The sequence below is a fragment of the Ruegeria sp. AP7 genome (assembly GCF_056539905.1).
The window spans coordinates 369,683-388,052 of the sequence record NZ_JBQFVT010000003.1 but is presented as its reverse complement, the minus strand read 5'-3'; the positions used below and the strand labels follow the sequence as shown (position 1 = coordinate 388,052).

The window sequence follows — 18,370 nt, the reverse complement described above, 5'->3', positions numbered from 1 at the left end:
ACCGTCTCTCCGATGCGTCTCAACCGTCTCTCCGGCTCGTCTCCGCCGTTCCCAGCGTCCCAGCAACCACCTCAGCAGCGCCGGTGAAGGGCGTTCTATGCCTTACGCATTCAACGCGCAAGTGGAAAATTCAAGAAAGTCGTAAAAAACTTCAAATTCGCTTTTTAAACTAATATATCAAATACTTACGAGCTATAAGTCTCACCGAATACGGTTAAAACCATCCTTCAAACCTATCAGACATACCACTCAGGCTTCAGCGCTTGTTGGTTCAAACCCTATATATAGTGAGAGCACTACGCCACCTCCACAAGACAGGACCGACTCGATATGGAGCAGCGATTCATTTCCAATCCCGGAATCGCACCCAGCATCGGCGCCGCCGAGCGCATTGCCCAACGATCCTACAAGGCCTTGCGCATTGTCTATGGATAGGCTCAGGTCTCTCAGAAGCTCAACCGATACGCCTGTGACCGTGATATGACGACTGACACTAAGTTCCCCCTGCTACGAACCGTTGGATTAGACGGTCTGTTGGTGACCTTTGCGCAAACCATGTCCGAGCAATCAAACCGCGCCGCTCTGGCATTTCGCGGCGCGGTAGAAGAACAACAGATCGACGGTGTGCTTGAGACGTCGGCCTCGCTGGCATCTGCATTTATACGATTCAATCCCTCAAGCCTGTCGCATCACGACATCGAAGAGTTGATGCGCGCGATGTTGGACAGTCGCGATTGGTACGCCGCACCCTTGCCTGCAGGGCGACGATTCTGGAAAGTACCGACAGTCTACGGTACCGATCTTGCGCCACAGCTAGAAGACGCAGCGCTGGCAGCCGGATTGTCAACTACAGACGCCATCGATCGTCTCAGCCAATCGCGCGTGCGGGTACTAACCATCGGGTTCGCTCCGGGCCAACCTTATCTCGGGCCATTAGGACCCGAATTCAACATTCCACGCCTGAAAGAGCTGACGCCAATGGTGCCCGAGGGGGCGTTGGTTCTGGCAATTTCGCAATTTGTTCTGTTCTCAGGGCCAACTCCAACCGGATGGCGCCATGTAGGGCAAACCGCTTTCCGTTGCTTTCGTCCGGACATGGAGCAGAGCTTTGCCCTCAACCCCGGTGATGAGATGCAGTTCATCTCAGTCTCGCGCGAGGAACTTGAGGATATCCAGACAACGTGCACCGATGGTTCTGGCGGTGCGAGTTGCAAGGAGATCACGGCATGACGCTGATCGTCCATCGCATCGGTCCAGCTTGCACGGTTCAGGATCAAGGGCGTACTGGGTATCTGGATCAAGGCCTGTCACGTTCGGGTGCCGCAGATGTAATGGCGCTTTATGAAGGAGCCGCCTTGCTGGGTAACGCCCCAAAGTGCGCAGCACTGGAAATGGCGGGGATGGGGGGCGAGTTCGAGGCAACCGTGCCAACCGCCATCGCGCTAACCGGCGCACCTATGCAGGCCAGTATCGATGGCAGCCCGGTTCTGTGGAATGCCTCGCACCAGATGGAAGTCGGACAGCGACTGGTAATCGGGTCGGTTCAACAGGGCAGTTATGGGTATCTACACTTGGGCGGCGGGGTCGAGACCGAAATGACACTGGGCTCTCGCGCGGCACATCTGACCGCCAGGATCGGGCGCGCTGTTCGGGCCGGCGATCGACTGCCCGCACCCGGAGCGGGTACGACGGGCCTGAAGTTGCGTGCCGACGATAGATTCTCGGGAGGCTTGCTGCGGGTCGTGGCCAGCTTTCAAACGGCGCTGTTCGATGAAGGTACACTTGCGCGGTTTACACGAACGACATTCCACCGTGGCGCCCGGGCCAACCGGATGGGCATGCAGCTAGATAGCGAAGGCGACGGCTTCGCTGCCAAAGGCCAGTTAGACATCCTGTCAGAAGTTATAACCCCCGGCGATATACAGATGACCGGTACCGGTGCACCCTTCATCCTACTTCCCGAATGTCAGACCACCGGAGGCTACCCGCGCATCGCAACCGTCCTACCCTGTGATCTGCCCCGCGCGGCACAGACACCGGCGGGGGGCGAGGTTCGGTTCGAGTTTGTATCGATAGAACAAGCTGTGACACTACAAGCCGCTTTTGAGGCCGAACTGGCCCGCATACCGGGGCGCGTCGAACCCTTGGTCCGCGATCCACATGACATCCCGGACCTTCTGTCCTACCAATTGATCAGCGGAATGATCTCTGCCACCGAATAAGGAGTTATCGCGATGCCGAGCGTCGATCTGAATGCAGATATGGGCGAGAGCTTTGGCCCCTGGAATATGGGGGATGATGAAAGCCTGCTGAAGATCATCACTTCGGCCAATATCGCCTGTGGCTTTCACGCCGGTGACCCGGATGTGATGGCCAAGACCATGACTCTGGCGGCCAAGAACGGTGTTGGCATTGGCGCGCATCCTGGTTTTCCCGATCTACAGGGGTTCGGGCGTCGAAACATGAAAGTACCTCATGACAGTTTGCGCAATCTTGTGCGTTATCAACTCGGATCAGCCATCGGCATGGCCAAGGCCGTAGGTACAGAAGTCCGGCACCTCAAGTTGCATGGCGCACTGGCCAATATGTGTTCGGTCGATATCGACATGGCGCGCGCCTGTTATCAGGGCGCGCTGGATGTGGACCCCAACATCATTATAATGGTGCTTGCGGTGACCAAGCAGGACGCGGCTGTGCGCGAACTGGGTTGCAAATGGGTGGGTGAGATCTTTGCGGATCGCGCCTACAACGACGACGGCACGCTAGTAGACCGGTCCTTGCCGGGGGCGGTCATCCATGATCCCGCGCTGGCAGGGCCGCGCATCCTGAACATGGTAAACGAAGGTGCGATCATCACCGAATCCGGCAAGCGGCTAGAGACTTCAATTGATACGATATGCCTGCATGGTGATGGCCCGACGGCGGTTCAGATCGCGCACTCCGTGCGCGAGAACCTGATCGCAGGCGGTGTCGAGGTCACAAAGTTCATCCGCTAGTCACAACAACGTAACTTTCGAACCCCATCTCCAAACTGTTGCCCATGCAGGCCTTAGCGCCTAGCATGATTGGCAAGTGCATGATCTGACTACCACAAATCCAAGCAACGCGCCGCAAGGAGATGAGCCTATGTCTTTCGATCTGATGTCCTACCAGCCAAGGGGCGACAAGAAAAACTCGGACTTCTTCACCGAATATCTGCCCAGGATTTACGAGCGTCGCATCAGCTCTGGCATCGCGGATCAGGTAGGCGCGATGCGCGCGATCGTCATTCAGGTTGAAACAGATGCGCTGTTCGACACGTTGGTCGAACTTTATGTAATGACCCCCTATCGCCATACTGCCAGCTATCTGGGCCAGACGCATAAGTTCGCGGTCATGCACTCACATGCCGATTACCCGGCGCTGATTTTGATGGCTCCGCTCAGTTCGGCGTTCGAAGATTTCATTCCCCGCATCAACAGAATGTACCCGCTGGCGCGCGGCACGCCCCAGACGCGTTATGTGGGTGAGATTTACGGCGCTACCGATTTGAAGAACCTGACGGGAACGCTGGAGGATCAGAATATTCGGTTCGAATATTCCGGGGATACGGAAAACCCATTTTACACGTTGGACGGATACCGGTTTACGACGCCGTCGGATTTCACGTGCAACCGCGTCGGCTATTCAACGCATGATTTCAACGACACCGACAGTCTGGGGCTTGGCGATCGCGCGATGCTGAGCGATGCGGAACAAGCGCGGCTGGATCAGGCCGCAGCCTTTGGCGCCGACAGCAAAATCTCTCCGCTGATGCTGGGGATCGATCACCTCGCCACGCGGGTTCTCGCCGGAGAGCGCGAGGACGCGATCCTCGAGTTTCTGACCATGATCCCCTATTATTTCTGGGGGGCGTACAACATCTTTGACATGAACTCGTCAACCAACGTGAACCGTAACGCCAATGTGGATGACGACAAGAAATCCCCCGCCAAGGTCTTCACCGCCAACAACACGCCATCCTTCGTAAATTCCTTCGCCAAACTGCCGATGCCGACCGAGGATTTCGTGCGCAACTTTGGACGCCGCCTGCACCACATGGCAGTCGAGATTCAGGATGGTGATCATGCCGCAGGTGAGAAAAATGTCGATTTCGTAGTGAATACGCTCAAAGACAAAGGTGTGCCATTTCTTGCCCATGTGGTGGGCGAGTGCAAAGACGATCCGAATCTTAAACAGATCTTCTCGAAGCACTCGAAACATACATTGCTGATCACTGAGTATATCGAGCGCTGCCATCACTATGATGGCTTCTTTACCAAAGACAATGTTGCTGCCCTGACCGCTGCCGCCGGGCAGGACGAACAGTACCAGCATGGTCACGTTTTCGACTGATCGGATAAAAAAAGGGCTGCGAGATCATCGCAGCCCAGACCCATCCAGGAGAGTATGTCGGGTCTTATGACGGCCCGATCATGAAACATGTGACGTTGCGCGCCTGCAACCGGCGGCAAGCCAGATCGGCCTGTTCGCGGGTCATGCCCTGAAAGGTCGCATCAAACCCGCGCGCGCTCTGGTTCACCTTACGCAACGTGCCTTCCAATGTAGTCATTTCCGACAGCGCGGTTTTCAGCAAAACTTTCTCGGCCTCGTATCGCGTGGTGTATCGGCCCACATTGACACCCCACAGGTGACCGCCGGATGTGGACAGGCGGGTAACCACTTCGGGTTCCGGCTCTGGCTGTCTGTCCGGTTCAACCGAGGCAAGAACCACATCCCCAGGCCGCGAAACTGGTCGTGTTGCGCTGTCCGCAGGTGCGACATCCGCTGCCGCAATGGCGGCGGCAATACCGTCTTGAATACGGGAACCATTTTTCTCGGCCGTTTCGGCAACTGCACCTGCTACTTGCACAGCAGCGGCTGCCGTCGGACGCAGGACCGGGCGCAAGCTTTTCTTCGGTGGACCAACCTGAGCGACCTGTACGGTGCCCAGCCCCGTGTTTCCGGCATACGCCGGGCGGGCAGGCTTGCGGATCGGCGCGCGCGAGGGGGCACGGCGGAAACCCATATCCAGAAGTTCAGCTACACGGGCGTTACGTGATGCGCCGGATTTGCCGCCGAAGACCGTGGCAATGATGCGTTCATCCTTGCGTTTGGCTGAAGCAACAAGGTTAAATCCGGCCGCGCGGGTATAGCCGGTCTTGATCCCATCGGCGCCCCTGTAGGCCGCCAGCAGGCGGCGGTTGGTGTTCGGAACGGTCTTGATCCCGGCATGAGTCGATTGGCGCGAGAACAGATTATAATACTGCGGATAATCATACAGCAGATGACGGCCCAGCGTGGTCATGTCGCGCGCGGTCGACAAGTGGCCCGACTCGGTCAGACCATGCGCGTTCTTGAAGGTCGTCCGGCTCATCCCCATCGCCTTGGCGGTACGGGTCATGCGACGGGCAAAGGCCGCCTCGGAACCGCTGAGCGCGATACCTATGGCGGTCGCCGCGTCATTGGCCGATTTCACTGCTGCTGCCCGGATCAGATAACGAAACGCGATTCGCTGGCCGGTGCGCAATCCCAGCTTGGACGGCGGTTCAGCCGCCGCCTTCTTGGTGATCCTAACCTGAGTGTCCAATGTGATCTCACCATTCCGCACCGCCTCAAACGCGATGTAGAGGGTCATCATTTTGGTCAACGATGCCGGATGGAGCCGCGTGTCGGCATTACGGGAATGCAGCACTTCCCCGGTGCGCGCGTCGATGACCATGGCTGCGTAGGGGGCCGCCACGCCTTGAAGTGGCGCAAAAGAAAGCAGCCACAGAAATGCTATAAGGAATAAGCCCATTCGGGCCGGAACTGTCCGCCGAATCTGCACGATCTTTGCCTCTGTCTGCCTCGCGCCGCCGGGTTTTCCCGGTCAGCAATTTTTATTTTGATATTGATCAGGCTAACACAGGGACGGGCTTAAAGAAACTGAAAGCTGCGTGTTCGTTACACCCACTCCGACCCAGCACTGCACTACATGTGGTAGAAGCTGCGCGTCCAGACACCAAACCCGCGATTCCGCCGAAAATCAGGCAAGCCAATCCATCGAATTTTTCGCAACTGATGTGAAACGGCAACAGGTCAGGAAATCCGGGCAACCAGAGCCGAGAGATCGCCCAGATCTCGCAACTCACAAAATCTGGGATTGTCGGCCGGAGTTTCAGCCTTCTCAATTTCCCAGACCAGCCCATGGGGCACATACACGCCCCAGCATCCCGCTTCGATGGGCGCCACCACGTCAGACCGCATCGAGTTTCCGATCATCATCGAGGCCTCGGGACCATCCCCATGCTGCGCGAAAATCATCGAATAAGTCGCTGCCGTTTTTTCGCTCACGATCTCAACGCAATCAAATAGCTCACCCAATCCGGATTGCGCCAGCTTACGCTCCTGATCGATCAGGTCGCCCTTGGTGATCAGCAAAACCCTGTGCGTCTCGGCCACCGTCTCGATGGCCTCGCGCGCATGGGGGAGCAGTTCGATGGGATGCGCCAGCATCTCCTGCCCCGCTTCAACAAGTTGGCGGATAACGCGCGCAGGGACGCGATCTTCGGTCACCTCGATCGCTGTCTCGATCATAGACAGGGTAAAACCCTTGATGCCATACCCATAGTGCTGGATGTTCCGCTTTTCAGCGGCAAGAAGACGTTCCATCAGGTGATCGCGCTCGGCGTGATCGGCCAGCAATTCGGCAAAATAGGTCTGCGTCAGTTGAAAAAACCGCTCATTATGCCACAGCGTGTCATCCGCATCGAACGCGATTGTGGTCAATTTGTCCTGCATTGCGATTCCGACTCGTAGCTCTTTTCTCTGACCACAGTGACGTTATATAAGCCCTCAAACAAACCGAAGCTTGAATCGGGATTCTCTTACAGTAATGCGCGAACACCAGTGGATCATGTCGGACAAGGACGACCAGGACGACGACACGTCGGTCCTGGTGCAAACACGTCCCAAGACCAAGCGGCCTCCGCTGTATAAGGTGTTGCTGCTGAATGACGACTACACGCCGATGGAGTTTGTGGTGCATGTGCTGGAACGTTTCTTCGGCATGACCCATGCGCAGGCGTTCGAAATCATGCTGACCGTGCACAAGAAAGGTGTCGCCGTGGTTGGCGTGTTCAGCCATGAGATTGCCGAAACCAAGGTCGGGCAAGTGATGGATTTCGCGCGCAGGCATCAGCACCCGCTGCAATGCACCATGGAACGCGAAGAATAACGCGCGGCCATGTCTCCTCGCATTGAACTTGCCCTAAGCAGCGGGCTCCGCCTGTCACAACCTCTGACCGTGCTGGCCCCAACCCCCAACCACGATCTGTCGGACCTGCCGCACGAGACGCAGGTGGTACAACCCTTTAAACCCTTTCACGATCATTTTGCCGCGCAAGGTTTTGTGGCAACGCCCAACAGTGACGCGCCCAGCCAGGATGCTGTCGTCTTCCTGCCGCGTGCCAAAGCGCTGGCCCGGGCGTTGGTTCATCAGGCTTGCAGCCGCGCCAGCGGGATCATTGTGGTGGACGGGGCCAAAACCGATGGCGTCGACAGTTTGCTGAAAGACATCCGCAAGCGGGTCGCAATCAACGGGCCGATTTCGAAAGCGCATGGCAAGATTTTCTGGTTTCAGTCTGATGCGGACGCGTTTGCCGACTGGGCTGCGCCTGAAAACCAAATGGTCGACGGATTCCACACCGCACCCGGTGTGTTTTCCGCTGACGGTATCGATCCTGCCTCAGCCCTGTTGCAGAGGTCTCTGCCAACCAAGCGCGGTACGCGCATTGCTGATCTGGGCGCAGGCTGGGGCTTTCTGTCCGCCGGGCTGATCGACGACACCTTGCACAGCCTGCATTTGGTTGAGGCGGATCACACCGCACTCACCTGTGCCCGCTCCAACGTCACCGACCCTCGTGCGCAGTTCCACTGGGCCGACGCAACCAATTGGACCGCACCCGAGCCACTGGACATGGTGGTCATGAACCCGCCGTTTCACACCTCGCGCAGTGCTGACCCGGCCCTTGGGCAGGGATTTATCGCAAACGCCGCACGAAACCTAACACGCAACGGGCAACTCTGGATGGTTGCCAATCGCCACCTGCCCTACGAAGCCACCCTGGCCGAGTTCTTCACGCGCGTTGAAGAAGTTGCAGGAGACAACCGATTCAAGGTATTTCATGCCTCTCGCCCTCGGGGCTGAGGCCCGCTAACCTGCGCCAGAACTCAGGAGGATTCGCATGTCCTTTTCAATCGCGGGCAAGACCGCAATCGTCACCGGCGGTGCCAATGGCATCGGGCTTGCCATCGGGCGGCATTTTGCGGATGCAGGTGCCAATGTCATGTTTGCCGACATGGATGAAAAACGCCTGTCCGAAGAGCTGGGTGAACAGGCGGATGACAGCAATATCCGTTATTTTGCGGGCGATCTGCGCGAAAAGCTGACCATCGCCAACCTACTCTCGGCAACGCTGGATGCTTTCGATCAAGTGGATATCCTGATCAATGGCGCACGGCAGGTCATCCCTTCAGACCCGCTCGACGCGGATGATGACTCGGTCCGTATATTGTTGAACCAGAACCTGATGCCTGCGCTGAGACTGAGCCAACTGGTCGCCAAGCGGTTCATCAAACAGGCTGATGGTGACACCGAGAACCCTGCAGGTTCGATCATCAACCTGTCCTCGATTGCTGCGCGCCGAACCCACCCGGACCTGATGGCCTACTCGGTCTCAACAGCCGCGCTGGATCAGATGACCCGTTCGCTTGCTGTAGCGTTGGCGCCGAGCCGCATCCGCGTGAACTCAATTGCTCTGGGATCGGTAATGAGCGCCTCGTTGCAATCCACATTGAAGGAAAATCGCGACTTCCGCGATGATATCGAAAAACACACACCCCTGGCGCGAATTGCAGCGCCTAACGAACTGGCCGAAACAGCGCAGTTCCTCGCTTCGGATGCCGCGGGTTTCATGACAGGGCAAATCCTGACCATTGACGGCGGTCGCACCCTGCTGGACCCGGTCGCGGCACCTGCCCACTGACACCTATGTTTGACACAGAAAAAAACACCGCCTCCGCATGGTTTCGCCAATTGCGCGATGAGATCATCATGGCGTTCGAAGCGCTTGAGGAAAGCCACGACGCTGGCCCATTCTCAAACGATCAACCGGGCCGTTTTGAAGTGAAAGAAACCACCCGCCAATCCGACGATGGCTCGGACGCTGGTGGCGGTTTGATGTCCGTTATGCGCGGCGGTCGCGTGTTCGAAAAAGTGGGCGTTAATGTTTCAACCGTTTACGGCACACTAGGCGAACGCGCGCAGAATGCGATGGCTGCGCGCAAGGGCATTCCCGGAATGAAAGATGACCCGCGTTTCTGGGCGTCTGGCATCAGCCTGGTGGCACATATGCAGAACCCGCATGTGCCTGCGGTACACATGAACACACGAATGTTTTGGACACCGCATGCCTGGTGGTTCGGTGGCGGGTCCGATCTGAACCCTTGCATCGAATATGACGAAGACACCTCTCATTTCCACGCCACTCAAAAGGCTCATTTGGATCCGCATGGTGCGTCGCATTATCCACGCCTCAAAGATTGGGCCGATGAATATTTCTACATCCCCCACCGCAAACGCGCACGAGGTGTTGGTGGGATATTCATGGATGACTATTGTACTGGCGACTGGCAGGCAGATTTCTCCCTGACCCAGGATATTGGCCGCGCATTCCTTCCAGCGTTCTTACCTCTGGTCGAGAAGCGTCGAATTCAGAGTTTCAATGACACGGACAAGACTAAGCAGCTTGTGCATCGTGGTCTCTATGCGGAATACAATCTGGTTTACGACCGTGGCACCAAGTTTGGTCTGGAAACCGGGCATGATCCCGATGCCGTTCTCATGAGCCTGCCGCCGCTGGCGAAATGGATCTGATGGTCAGAAACCAAAATCTATGAAATTGTCATAGCAATATCCCTGAGCCGACCCTGCCGTCATATTTGCTCCTACGGTTTTGACCGTGACGGAATATGTTGTGACATCTTCAGCCCCTTCAGGCGGTGACAGAGAAAACTGCACCGTACGGGCACCCCTCTCATAGGGTTTCGAGATATAGATGCGTTGAGTTGCTGATGTCCGCAGCGTCCGGATCGCAAAATCACCGATCCCGCACCAATAGGCCACTGGCGCTGATGTACCGATCGCAGCCACCTCGTAGGTGCCATCATTCAATGGCGTGACTGTTGTTCGAAATGCGGGCCGCACACCCACACCGAAGCCAACGGCTTGTGAAAGTGTGGGGGACACCAAAGCAGCCACCAGGCATGCAAGCTTCAGAATTCGCATATCCAATACCTCATTCGATAACTTCGATCGACGCCGTCAAAGCGTGAATTCAATCAATAACATACCATGACAGCATTCTTGCTTCTGGTACAATGTCGAATTCGTGCGCCCTTGGTTACCCACCATGAAAATCCTTTCATTGAATATGATCCGCGCTATGATCTAAGGAACCTTAGTTTCCAGAGTGACCCGTGCAGACGTCATTTCCAAATGACTGGTTCGATATTTCTCCTGAAAAATACGCCGATTTCGGTGCAGTGTTTTATCTCGCGGCACTGACCAAAACACATCGGGATCGCAACTTAGGTCAGGCGCTTTATGCTTTTGAAACGCCCTTGCGTCTGGGGCAGTATCATATCTTTCGGCAAAACGGATTTCCGCGCGGGTTTGTGACTTTCGCCGGTCTAAGCCCTGAAGCCGAACATCGCTATGCGGTACAGGAACAGCCGTTGAATGACGCCGATTTCACCAGCGGTACGTCTTTCTGGATCATCGACATGGTCGCTCCGTTTGGTCAGACCAACCAAATTGTCGAGATGCTGAAACGCGAGATCCCGCATCCCAGGGTGCGCACTAACCGGATGGACAGCGACCTGACCCGAAACCGAATCGTCGAATGGACCCGTGACCAGAACGCTGAGGTGCACATGCGCCTTTACAGAAAAAATGAATTCGCGCGAGTGCTAGAGCAGGAGGGATCATAACATGGTCTCGATAGTCGGCGATACAACAGGTTCGGTGACAGATGATCCACCGAATGTGGCAACCGGTGATCTTGATATTACCAGCGGTGCCACCATCGTCTCGCAGGACTGGTCGATCCAGACGCCCCCCGATCACGGGACAGCCAGCATAGATCCAGCTACAGGCGAATGGACCTATACGGTCGACCCTACCTTTTTCGACAGTTTGGATAATGGCGAAATCGTCACCGATACGTTCACGGTTGAAGTCAACGCCGTCGTCAGCGTCTTCGGCTTTAATTTTAATGCAGCTCCGGAAACAACCGATATCACCATCACAATTGAAGGTGTGTGTTTTACTGCAGGAACGTTGATCGAGACTGAAGTCGGTTCGCAACCGATCGAAACCCTTCAGGTGAATGACGAAGTGTTGACCGCCGATCACGGCTTGCAGCCCATCCGCTGGATCGAAAGCAGCCGATTGGACCGTGGGCGATTACGTGCGAACCCTTCAATGCGACCGGTGCGGCTTACTGCAGGCAGTCTTGGGCCAGATATACCATCCCGTGACCTTCTGGTCTCTCAACAGCATCGAATTCTGATAAGTGGTCCCAAGGTCCAGATGCTATTTGGTGCGCCCGAAGTACTGGTCGCCGCAAAACACCTTTGCTCCTGGCCGGGCATCAATATCGAAACAAGCGACCAGCCTGTCGAGTATTTGCATATCCTTTTGGACAGGCACGAGATTCTAACCGCCGAAGGGGCGCCAGCTGAAAGCCTATTTCTGGGGGAAGAAACCCTTTACACGCTTTCGTCTGACGCATTGCAAGAACTCGTCGAGATTTTCCCCGACCGCGCGACAGACGAACACAACGGATTCGGAAATGCCGCGCGCCTTATCCTGCGCGAGCATGAGGCGCGCGCACTTGCCTAATCCTTAGACGACCCGCCCACCAACATCTTGTGGGGCCAGTGCGACAGTCTTGATCACCGCATAGCAACTGCTGCCCTGCTGCAATCCCAAGGCCGCGACCGAGCGTCGGGTCACGCGGGCCAGAACAATCCCAGCAGGTGTGTTGACCGACACAATGGCACCCGGCCCTTCGCCTGATCGGATCGTTTCGACCTGCCCGGAAAGCACGTTCAGGGCTGACAGCCCTTCTGGTGGTTTGTTCGACAAGATCACCTCTTGCGCCGGGATACGGATACGCAGGTCTTCGCCGATCCGGTGCGCAATGCGCGGCAGGAACAACCGCGCCCCGCCTGCGTCCAATTCAGATAAACCATCATCGTGATGAGCCGCCACGCGAACGCTTAGCACCGCACCCACGGCGCGCACACCGGCGGGGGCAACTGATGGGTCGGCCAGCACTTCGGACGCAGGGCCAAAGCGTACCACCTGCCCATCCTGAAGCGCCACGACCGATGTCGCCAACCGCGCAACCTCGGCCGCCGAATGTGTTACATAGAGGATTGGAACCGAGACCTCATCCCTTAACCGTTCAAAATAGGGCAGGATTTCCGCCTTCCTCGCATCGTCAAGCGCCGCCAAGGGCTCGTCTGCAAGAATCAGGCGCGGGCTGGCCAACAAGGCGCGGCCAATGGCAACGCGCTGTTTCTCACCGCCCGACAGCATAGCCGGGCGCCGATCCAGCAGGTGGCCGATGCCCAACATCTCGATCACGCGATCCGGGCTTTCGCGCTGTACTCCACGCGGGGCAAACCAACGACCATAGTTCAGATTCTGACGCACAGTCAGATGCGGGAACAATCGGCCTTCCTGAAAGATGTATCCCAATCGCCGCCGATGTGGCGGCAACCAAACCCCGCAATCCGTGTCGAACAAAACCCAATCACCCACTGCAACACGCCCCGCTTGGGGACGCAGCAACCCGGCTACGGCATTGACCACCGTGGTCTTCCCGGAACCCGAGCGCCCAAAAAGGACTGTGACACCCGGAGGCGCTTCAAAATCCAAATCGAGCGCAATACCCGGCAGATTATGTTGCATGCGAACAGACAGACTCATGACCCAGACACCCGTTTGGCCACACGGCGGCCGACATATTCTGACAAGAGCAGCGCCCCCATGGCGATTATGATCGAAATGATCACTAACCGCGTCGCCGCCGCCTCACCCCCGGGCACCTGCAAAAACGCATAGACGGCGGAAGGCAGAGTCTGGGTCTGGCCCGGTATGTTTGAAACAAAAGTGATCGTGGCCCCGAACTCTCCCATCGCTTTGGCAAAGGCCAGTATTGCGCCTGCGATAACCCCAGGCAGGATCATCGGCAGCGTCACCGTTCCAAAGACCATCAGACGCGACGCACCCAACGTGGCCCCGGCCTGCTCCAGTTTGGGATCCACCGCCTCAATCGACAAACGGATCGCGCGCACCATCAGTGGAAAGGCCATGATCCCAGCTGCAAGCGCCGCACCGGTCCAGCGGAATGCGAAAACGATACCAAGCTCGGCCAACGGCCCACCCAGCGGCCCCTGAATGCCGAATGTCAGCAGCAACAGATAGCCGGTTACCACCGGAGGTAGGATCAGCGGCAAATGCACCAGACCATTCAACACTTGCCGCCCTGGAAAGCGCCAACGCGCCAAGGCGTAGGCCACGAAGATTCCGAATGGCAGCGTTATTAGCGTCGCCCAGAGTGACACGCGCAACGACAGCTGCAACGCCTCGATCTCTGCTGGTCCCAACCACCCCATCTCGTCACCCGTCCGGCAGGGTGAAACCCTGCCTCAGAAACTCTGCCTGCGCGGTTTCTCCTTGCAGATAGGTCAGAAATGCCTGCGCATCTGGATTTGCGGTGCGGGTCAGGGCTGCAGGGTAGACAATTGTCGGATAATGCTCAGGCGGGATTGTTCCGATCACACCCACCCGATCCTCGGCAATTGCATCTGAACGATACACAATTCCCAGCGGTGCAGCACCCGTCGCCACCAGCGCCAGTGCTGCGCGAACATTATCTGTCTGTGCGATCTGGTCCTGTACTTCGTTCCACATGCCCAAACCCTGCAATGCAGCCTTGCCATAGATACCTGCAGGAACGGCATCGACCAATGCCAACGCCAGATAACCCCCATCCAACTGGGAGAGCAGATCAAACCCAGCTCCAATTTCGGCGGCTTCCGAACTCGGCGCGCCAATCAGCACCAACCCGTTGCTTAGCAAGTCCACCCGTGAAACAGTATCGATCAAATCTTCGCTTTGCAGCACATCCATCCACTCTTCATTGGCCGAGATGAACAGATCTGCAGGGGCCCCAACCTGAATCTGCCGCGCCAATACCGATGAAGCGGCGTAAGACACCGTGACACTGTGCCCGGATTCTTCCTCAAACCCAGGTGCGATGGCATCCAGTGCGGTCTTGAGGCTGGCCGCAGCAAAGACCAGCACCCCCTCGGCCCGAACCGGAGCTGCGATCAGCGTGCATAACGCCAGAGCCGCAATCAGACAGCGCATCTTGTGCCTCCGGTTCAAAGGGTTGCAGTCTCTCTGGGCATATCGGAGGCGACACGGGGCAGGCAAGGCCCTTTCCCGGCGCAAGGAGACATCTGGTTCGACTACGACACGCGTTTCTGTCGCAATTGGGATTGAACCCGGCAGGCATTCAGGCTGATGTGAGCCAAACCAAGACAGGAACCGTTGAACATGCTGCACCAGACCCCCGGACTGATTCAAGAAATCCGCTCACGCTTTGCCCATGTCGACGCCTGCCCGTTTCAGGGGCCACGCATTTTCTTTGAAAATGCAGGCGGTGCACTGACCCTGAATACGGTGATCGACACCTCGGCCAAATTCGCTGCGATCCCGGATAATCAGGGGCGGGACAACGTCGCCAGTCATGCGCTGATCGATATCATCAACCGTGCGAAGGCAGATTTGTCTGTCTTCATGAACGCCTCGGAAGGTCAGTTCTTTGTCGGCGAAAGCGGGACAGAGCTGCTGTTCCGCATGATCCGCACGGCCTGCGTGAATGCACCGAAGGGGGGTAAGGTGATCGGCAGCTCCATCGAACACCCCGCAAGTCGCAGCGCCGCACGCAGATGGGCTGAAATCGCCGGCCTTGACTATGTCAATGTGCCCCATGACGACGTAACAGGCCTTGTCACCGCCAAAGACTATGCTGCGCTGATGACCCCGGATGTGGCCGTCGCCACGATCCTGCACGCCTCGCCTGTAACGGGCATGGGGATGGATGTGGCCGCCATAGCGCGTGTCATCCGCGCTGTCGCACCCGATTGCTTCATAATCGTCGACGGCATTCAGCACGCAGCCCATGGCCAGATGGATATCGATAGCTACGACGTCGATGGCTATGCTATCTCGCCCTACAAAGTGTTCTCACGTCATGGTTATGGCATCGCCTGGATCTCGGACCGCTTAACTGCCCTGCCGCACGACCAGCTGATCGACGCCCCTGCAAACGGATGGGAATTTGGCACTAGAGACACCGGCTCATACGCCGCGATGACCGACGTGGTCGGCTATTTCGACTGGCTCGGCGGACAGGTCTCGGAGGAAACCGATCGCAGGGACCGCATCCGCGCCGCCGGCCATGCGATACATGCCTACGAAACACACCTGACCAATGTTATGATCAACGGTACAGGCAACCTGCCCGGTCTGAGCGATATGGACCATATCACGATCCTGGCTGGTGCTGATAATCCCGCGCGCGAGGGGCTGGTGTCGATCACTGTCGAGGATTTTCCGTCGGCGGATGTGGTGACCCGGCTGAACCAACAAGGCATCCGCACCCATACCCGAAAAGCGGACCACTACAGCGGCAATGTGCTGACACCTTTAGGCCTGAACGACTGTATCCGCATCTCGCTGTGCCACTACAACACCGAACATGAGGTCGCGCAGCTTTTGGCCGCTCTCAAGGACATGAAACCCTGATCTGCAGCGCGGTACAAATTTGCAGAAGAAATTGTGCCCTACCCTCTTGCGCCCGCGCACGGGCTTAGCTACATGAGCCCTCACGGGTGATTAGCTCAGTTGGTAGAGCGCTTCGTTTACACCGAAGATGTCGGGAGTTCGAGTCTCTCATCACCCACCATCCCCCTCAATTTTGATGGCTTGCTCAGGGTCTTGTAACGAGAACTTGGAGACTAATTGAGGATAAATGTACGGGAATCGAAACCTCAAAACCGTGTTGGACTGCCCAGAGGGTTGTTCCCCAGAGGTTAAGGGTACGCTCTCAGGGTAGCTGTACCAACTGATTACCAAGGAATTGTTGGCAAACGAGAGATTGTCAAAGGATTGGGAACTCAGGACCTAGCCGAAGCCTTGAAACGTCGTCCAAATGTCCTTGAGGAAATCCTTGAAGGACAAACACCGTCTCGGCCAGTTCGCCCCAATTATCCGAATCGGGAGCCCGATCTTTAGAGCACCTCATCGAACTATGTCACTACCGCAACCTGCAACCTCTTTGAAACGAGATAACCTACCAAACGGCGGGGCGTAAGCCTCGCCCGTACGACTTTGTATCTGTCTTCTTTAGATAAGGTAGGTTCTAAGAGTGGTTCAGGCCGCAACGTAAGCGAGGAATCTGGTAAAAAGGCAAAGCCGAGCTTTGCTGAGTTTGAATCGAATTTCCGTTCCGCGAACAAAGTGGACAAAAAAATTCCTGAATATGAAAGGTTTGTCAGGTCTTCGACCACCGGATTGTATTACTCGACTGCATGGTTCGAGTTTGTTCTTCTCGCGTAAATCAGTAGACTTACAACCGAAGCAAACAGGTGCATCGGACACGTTATTAACTTGTCTTTTTGGCCCGATAAGTAAGAACTATGCGGGTTAGATCGCTAGATATTCCTCACGAAGGTTGGTGTCTTCAAGTACTTCTTTCGCTGTACCATCAAATACAATGGTTCCGGTATCTAGTATGATCGCACGGTCCGCTAACTCCAAAGCGCGCACGGCATTCTGCTCAACAATTATCGTTGTCATACCCTGTTGCTTAACGTGAGTAAGGGTCTTTTCGATTTCATCTACAATGACAGGAGCCAATCCCTCATACGGTTCATCCAAAAGTAAGACTTTGATGTCCCTCGCCAAGGCTCTGGCGATTGACAGCATTTGTTGTTCGCCGCCTGACAGTGTAATTCCTTCTTGTTTTCTGCGCTCTCCCAAACGCGGAAACAACTCGTAAAGCCGTTCCAGTGACCATCCGATTGGCGGTGCAATCTGAGCAAGCTGCAGGTTTTCTTCGACGGTCAGGCCAGGAATTATTCGCCTGTCTTCTGGTACCAGACCAAGACCAGCTGCCGCCGCCTCGTAGCTTGTCATTTTGTGTAGCGGCTTGTGGTCTAGCCAGATTTCGCCATGTCTTACTTCAGGCTCTCCAACTCTCGCAATCGAACGAAGTGTTGAGGTTTTTCCGGCACCGTTACGCCCAAGAAGAGCAAGAATCTCGCCTTCGTGCACGTTGAAACTGACGCCTTGAACGATATAGCTTTCGCCGTAGTAGGAGTGCATATCCCAAACGGAGAGAAACGCAGGCGCAGTGCTGGCCATATTGGCATTTTTCGAAAAGTCAGGTTTCTCGTTCATAGGTTTTCCTTACGCAGCCTCGCCTAGATAGGCCTCGCGAACCTTGGGGTTTCCGCGGATGTTTTCCGGAGTATCTTCAACCAGGGGTGTTCCCTGCGCCAGAACGGTGATGCGTTCGGCAAGGCTGAATACGACGTGCATATCATGCTCAATGATTGCGATGGTGATGTCGCGCTCATCCTTAATTTGTTTCAGCAAGTCGATTGTGTTGTTTGTATCCGCCCTCGCCATACCCGCGGTAGGTTCGTCTAACAGCAGTAGCCGCGGATTCTGACTGAGGCACATGCCAATCTCGAGTCGGCGCTTATCGCCACGTGAAAGCGAGGCTGCATGCATTTCGCGCTTGTCAGCCATGTTCATCTCTTCCAGCATCGCTTCAGCCTGTTCAACAATCGCCTTTTCGTTGGCGATGGTCTCATACGCATGCATCCGGAACACGCCATCCCTCATAGCAAAAATAGGGATCAACATGTTCTCCATCACTGTCAGTTCACCAAAAATCTCTGGAGTCTGAAAAACACGGCTAATACCCATCTGGTTGATCTGGAAAGGTTCAAGTCCCAACACCGAGGCGTTGTCGAACAATACGGTTCCCGTGTCCGGCATGAGCTTGCCCACCAGACAATTCAGCAAAGTCGACTTGCCGGCACCATTGGGCCCGATGATCGCGTGAACCGAGTTTTCCTCGACGTTGAGGTTTACATCCGTCAGTGCCTTAAGGCCGCCGAAGCGCTTGCTAACGTCTTTGACTCTTAGAATTGCCAT

Annotated in this window: 19 protein-coding genes, 1 tRNA gene and 1 pseudogene; 13 read left to right on the top strand and 8 right to left on the bottom strand. The window is 56.2% G+C overall.

What is annotated here, in order from left to right:
- Positions 1-480: 480 nt before the first annotated feature.
- From ACR0KN_RS09180 to ACR0KN_RS09165, 4 genes are all read left to right on the top strand, one after another.
- A complete protein-coding gene (locus ACR0KN_RS09180; RefSeq protein WP_260024244.1) occupies positions 481-1,230 on the top strand; it encodes a 5-oxoprolinase subunit B family protein in 750 nt (249 codons plus the stop codon).
- Positions 1,227-2,222 (top strand): 5-oxoprolinase subunit C family protein, encoded by a 996-nt coding sequence (locus tag ACR0KN_RS09175; protein ID WP_480652959.1) that lies wholly within the window; start codon positions 1,227-1,229, stop codon positions 2,220-2,222. The genes ACR0KN_RS09180 and ACR0KN_RS09175 overlap by 4 nt, the downstream gene beginning before the upstream one ends.
- A 12-nt stretch (positions 2,223-2,234) precedes the next feature.
- Positions 2,235-2,996 (top strand): LamB/YcsF family protein, encoded by a 762-nt coding sequence (locus tag ACR0KN_RS09170; RefSeq protein WP_480652957.1) that lies wholly within the window; start codon positions 2,235-2,237, stop codon positions 2,994-2,996.
- A 130-nt stretch (positions 2,997-3,126) separates the two neighbouring features.
- On the top strand, positions 3,127-4,374 hold the full coding sequence (locus tag ACR0KN_RS09165) for a hypothetical protein (RefSeq protein ID WP_480652956.1): 1,248 nt from the start codon (positions 3,127-3,129) through the stop codon (positions 4,372-4,374).
- A 64-nt stretch (positions 4,375-4,438) separates the two neighbouring features.
- Here ACR0KN_RS09165 and ACR0KN_RS09160 read toward each other — a convergent pair whose 3' ends face one another.
- Complete coding sequence (locus ACR0KN_RS09160) at positions 4,439-5,818, bottom strand: D-alanyl-D-alanine carboxypeptidase family protein (protein ID WP_480652954.1); 1,380 nt, start codon at positions 5,816-5,818, stop codon at positions 4,439-4,441.
- 281 nt (positions 5,819-6,099) lie between these two features.
- On the bottom strand, positions 6,100-6,801 hold the full coding sequence (locus ACR0KN_RS09155) for an HAD family hydrolase (protein WP_480652952.1): 702 nt from the start codon (positions 6,799-6,801) through the stop codon (positions 6,100-6,102).
- Between the two features lie 94 nt (positions 6,802-6,895).
- Between ACR0KN_RS09155 and clpS the strand changes: the two genes are divergently transcribed.
- Genes clpS through hemF form a run of 4 tightly spaced genes read left to right on the top strand, consistent with a single transcriptional unit; the run spans position 6,896 to position 9,937 of the window.
- Positions 6,896-7,237: an ATP-dependent Clp protease adapter ClpS gene (clpS, locus tag ACR0KN_RS09150; RefSeq protein ID WP_170544355.1), complete on the top strand. Its 342-nt coding sequence runs from the start codon at positions 6,896-6,898 to the stop codon at positions 7,235-7,237.
- 9 nt (positions 7,238-7,246) lie between these two features.
- Positions 7,247-8,209, top strand: a complete 963-nt coding sequence (locus tag ACR0KN_RS09145; protein WP_480652950.1) for a class I SAM-dependent methyltransferase — start codon at positions 7,247-7,249, stop codon at positions 8,207-8,209.
- A gap of 37 nt (positions 8,210-8,246) precedes the next feature.
- Positions 8,247-9,047 carry an SDR family NAD(P)-dependent oxidoreductase gene (locus ACR0KN_RS09140; protein ID WP_480652948.1) on the top strand — a complete coding sequence of 267 codons (801 nt, stop codon included), beginning with the start codon at positions 8,247-8,249 and terminating at the stop codon, positions 9,045-9,047.
- Between the two features lie 5 nt (positions 9,048-9,052).
- Complete coding sequence (gene hemF, locus ACR0KN_RS09135; protein WP_170781139.1) at positions 9,053-9,937, top strand: oxygen-dependent coproporphyrinogen oxidase; 885 nt, start codon at positions 9,053-9,055, stop codon at positions 9,935-9,937.
- Between the two features lie 3 nt (positions 9,938-9,940).
- On the opposite strand, the gene ACR0KN_RS09130 is transcribed toward hemF, so the two are convergent.
- The gene (locus ACR0KN_RS09130; protein WP_010442438.1) at positions 9,941-10,348 is read right to left on the bottom strand and encodes a hypothetical protein; all 408 of its coding nucleotides are present in this window, start codon (positions 10,346-10,348) and stop codon (positions 9,941-9,943) included.
- Between the two features lie 191 nt (positions 10,349-10,539).
- On the opposite strand from ACR0KN_RS09130, the gene ACR0KN_RS09125 reads away from it, so the two are divergent.
- Together ACR0KN_RS09125 and ACR0KN_RS09120 are read left to right on the top strand one after the other, a co-directional pair.
- Positions 10,540-11,052 (top strand): toxin-activating lysine-acyltransferase, encoded by a 513-nt coding sequence (locus ACR0KN_RS09125; RefSeq protein WP_480652946.1) that lies wholly within the window; start codon positions 10,540-10,542, stop codon positions 11,050-11,052.
- A gap of 1 nt (position 11,053) precedes the next feature.
- Positions 11,054-11,965, top strand: a complete 912-nt coding sequence (locus ACR0KN_RS09120; RefSeq protein WP_480652944.1) for a Hint domain-containing protein — start codon at positions 11,054-11,056, stop codon at positions 11,963-11,965.
- A gap of 3 nt (positions 11,966-11,968) precedes the next feature.
- Here ACR0KN_RS09120 and modC read toward each other — a convergent pair whose 3' ends face one another.
- Genes modC through modA form a run of 3 tightly spaced genes read right to left on the bottom strand, consistent with a single transcriptional unit; the run spans position 11,969 to position 14,506 of the window.
- On the bottom strand, positions 11,969-13,060 hold the full coding sequence (gene modC, locus ACR0KN_RS09115) for a molybdenum ABC transporter ATP-binding protein (protein WP_480652942.1): 1,092 nt from the start codon (positions 13,058-13,060) through the stop codon (positions 11,969-11,971).
- Positions 13,057-13,749, bottom strand: coding sequence for a molybdate ABC transporter permease subunit (gene modB, locus ACR0KN_RS09110; RefSeq protein WP_480652940.1), 693 nt, complete (start codon positions 13,747-13,749; stop codon positions 13,057-13,059). The genes modC and modB overlap by 4 nt, the downstream gene beginning before the upstream one ends.
- A gap of 4 nt (positions 13,750-13,753) precedes the next feature.
- A complete protein-coding gene (gene modA / locus ACR0KN_RS09105; RefSeq protein ID WP_319546229.1) occupies positions 13,754-14,506 on the bottom strand; it encodes a molybdate ABC transporter substrate-binding protein in 753 nt (250 codons plus the stop codon).
- 189 nt (positions 14,507-14,695) lie between these two features.
- On the opposite strand from modA, the gene ACR0KN_RS09100 reads away from it, so the two are divergent.
- The 3 genes and pseudogenes from ACR0KN_RS09100 to ACR0KN_RS09090 form a co-directional block, all read left to right on the top strand.
- On the top strand, positions 14,696-15,949 hold the full coding sequence (locus ACR0KN_RS09100; protein WP_480652938.1) for an aminotransferase class V-fold PLP-dependent enzyme: 1,254 nt from the start codon (positions 14,696-14,698) through the stop codon (positions 15,947-15,949).
- Positions 15,950-16,033: 84 nt separating this feature from the next.
- Positions 16,034-16,109 (top strand) — tRNA-Val (locus ACR0KN_RS09095).
- A 146-nt stretch (positions 16,110-16,255) separates the two neighbouring features.
- A pseudogene (locus ACR0KN_RS09090) lies at positions 16,256-16,438 on the top strand (DUF6538 domain-containing protein); the annotation flags it as partial.
- A gap of 411 nt (positions 16,439-16,849) precedes the next feature.
- On the opposite strand, the gene ACR0KN_RS09085 reads toward ACR0KN_RS09090, so the two are convergent.
- Both ACR0KN_RS09085 and ACR0KN_RS09080 read right to left on the bottom strand, forming a co-directional pair.
- Positions 16,850-17,605 (bottom strand): ABC transporter ATP-binding protein, encoded by a 756-nt coding sequence (locus tag ACR0KN_RS09085; protein ID WP_170474546.1) that lies wholly within the window; start codon positions 17,603-17,605, stop codon positions 16,850-16,852.
- Positions 17,606-17,614: 9 nt separating this feature from the next.
- Positions 17,615-18,370, bottom strand: coding sequence for an ABC transporter ATP-binding protein (locus tag ACR0KN_RS09080; RefSeq protein ID WP_170685375.1), 756 nt, complete (start codon positions 18,368-18,370; stop codon positions 17,615-17,617).

Bases quoted from the DNA above. Each gene is read 5' to 3' on its own strand.
- modC (WP_480652942.1), bottom strand. From the start codon at position 13,060: ATGAGTCTGTCTGTTCGCATGCAACATAATCTGCCGGGTATTGCGCTC.
- ACR0KN_RS09155 (WP_480652952.1), bottom strand. From the start codon at position 6,801: ATGCAGGACAAATTGACCACAATCGCGTTCGATGCGGATGACACGCTG.
- ACR0KN_RS09080 (WP_170685375.1), bottom strand. From the start codon at position 18,370: ATGGCAATTCTAAGAGTCAAAGACGTTAGCAAGCGCTTCGGCGGCCTT.
- ACR0KN_RS09120 (WP_480652944.1), top strand. From the start codon at position 11,054: ATGGTCTCGATAGTCGGCGATACAACAGGTTCGGTGACAGATGATCCA.
- ACR0KN_RS09170 (WP_480652957.1), top strand. From the start codon at position 2,235: ATGCCGAGCGTCGATCTGAATGCAGATATGGGCGAGAGCTTTGGCCCC.
- ACR0KN_RS09145 (WP_480652950.1), top strand. From the start codon at position 7,247: ATGTCTCCTCGCATTGAACTTGCCCTAAGCAGCGGGCTCCGCCTGTCA.
- ACR0KN_RS09180 (WP_260024244.1), top strand. From the start codon at position 481: ATGACGACTGACACTAAGTTCCCCCTGCTACGAACCGTTGGATTAGAC.
- ACR0KN_RS09175 (WP_480652959.1), top strand. From the start codon at position 1,227: ATGACGCTGATCGTCCATCGCATCGGTCCAGCTTGCACGGTTCAGGAT.
- ACR0KN_RS09165 (WP_480652956.1), top strand. From the start codon at position 3,127: ATGTCTTTCGATCTGATGTCCTACCAGCCAAGGGGCGACAAGAAAAAC.
- ACR0KN_RS09085 (WP_170474546.1), bottom strand. From the start codon at position 17,605: ATGAACGAGAAACCTGACTTTTCGAAAAATGCCAATATGGCCAGCACT.
- modB (WP_480652940.1), bottom strand. From the start codon at position 13,749: ATGGGGTGGTTGGGACCAGCAGAGATCGAGGCGTTGCAGCTGTCGTTG.
- ACR0KN_RS09100 (WP_480652938.1), top strand. From the start codon at position 14,696: ATGCTGCACCAGACCCCCGGACTGATTCAAGAAATCCGCTCACGCTTT.
- ACR0KN_RS09140 (WP_480652948.1), top strand. From the start codon at position 8,247: ATGTCCTTTTCAATCGCGGGCAAGACCGCAATCGTCACCGGCGGTGCC.
- clpS (WP_170544355.1), top strand. From the start codon at position 6,896: ATGCGCGAACACCAGTGGATCATGTCGGACAAGGACGACCAGGACGAC.
- modA (WP_319546229.1), bottom strand. From the start codon at position 14,506: ATGCGCTGTCTGATTGCGGCTCTGGCGTTATGCACGCTGATCGCAGCT.
- hemF (WP_170781139.1), top strand. From the start codon at position 9,053: ATGTTTGACACAGAAAAAAACACCGCCTCCGCATGGTTTCGCCAATTG.
- ACR0KN_RS09160 (WP_480652954.1), bottom strand. From the start codon at position 5,818: ATGGGCTTATTCCTTATAGCATTTCTGTGGCTGCTTTCTTTTGCGCCA.
- ACR0KN_RS09130 (WP_010442438.1), bottom strand. From the start codon at position 10,348: ATGCGAATTCTGAAGCTTGCATGCCTGGTGGCTGCTTTGGTGTCCCCC.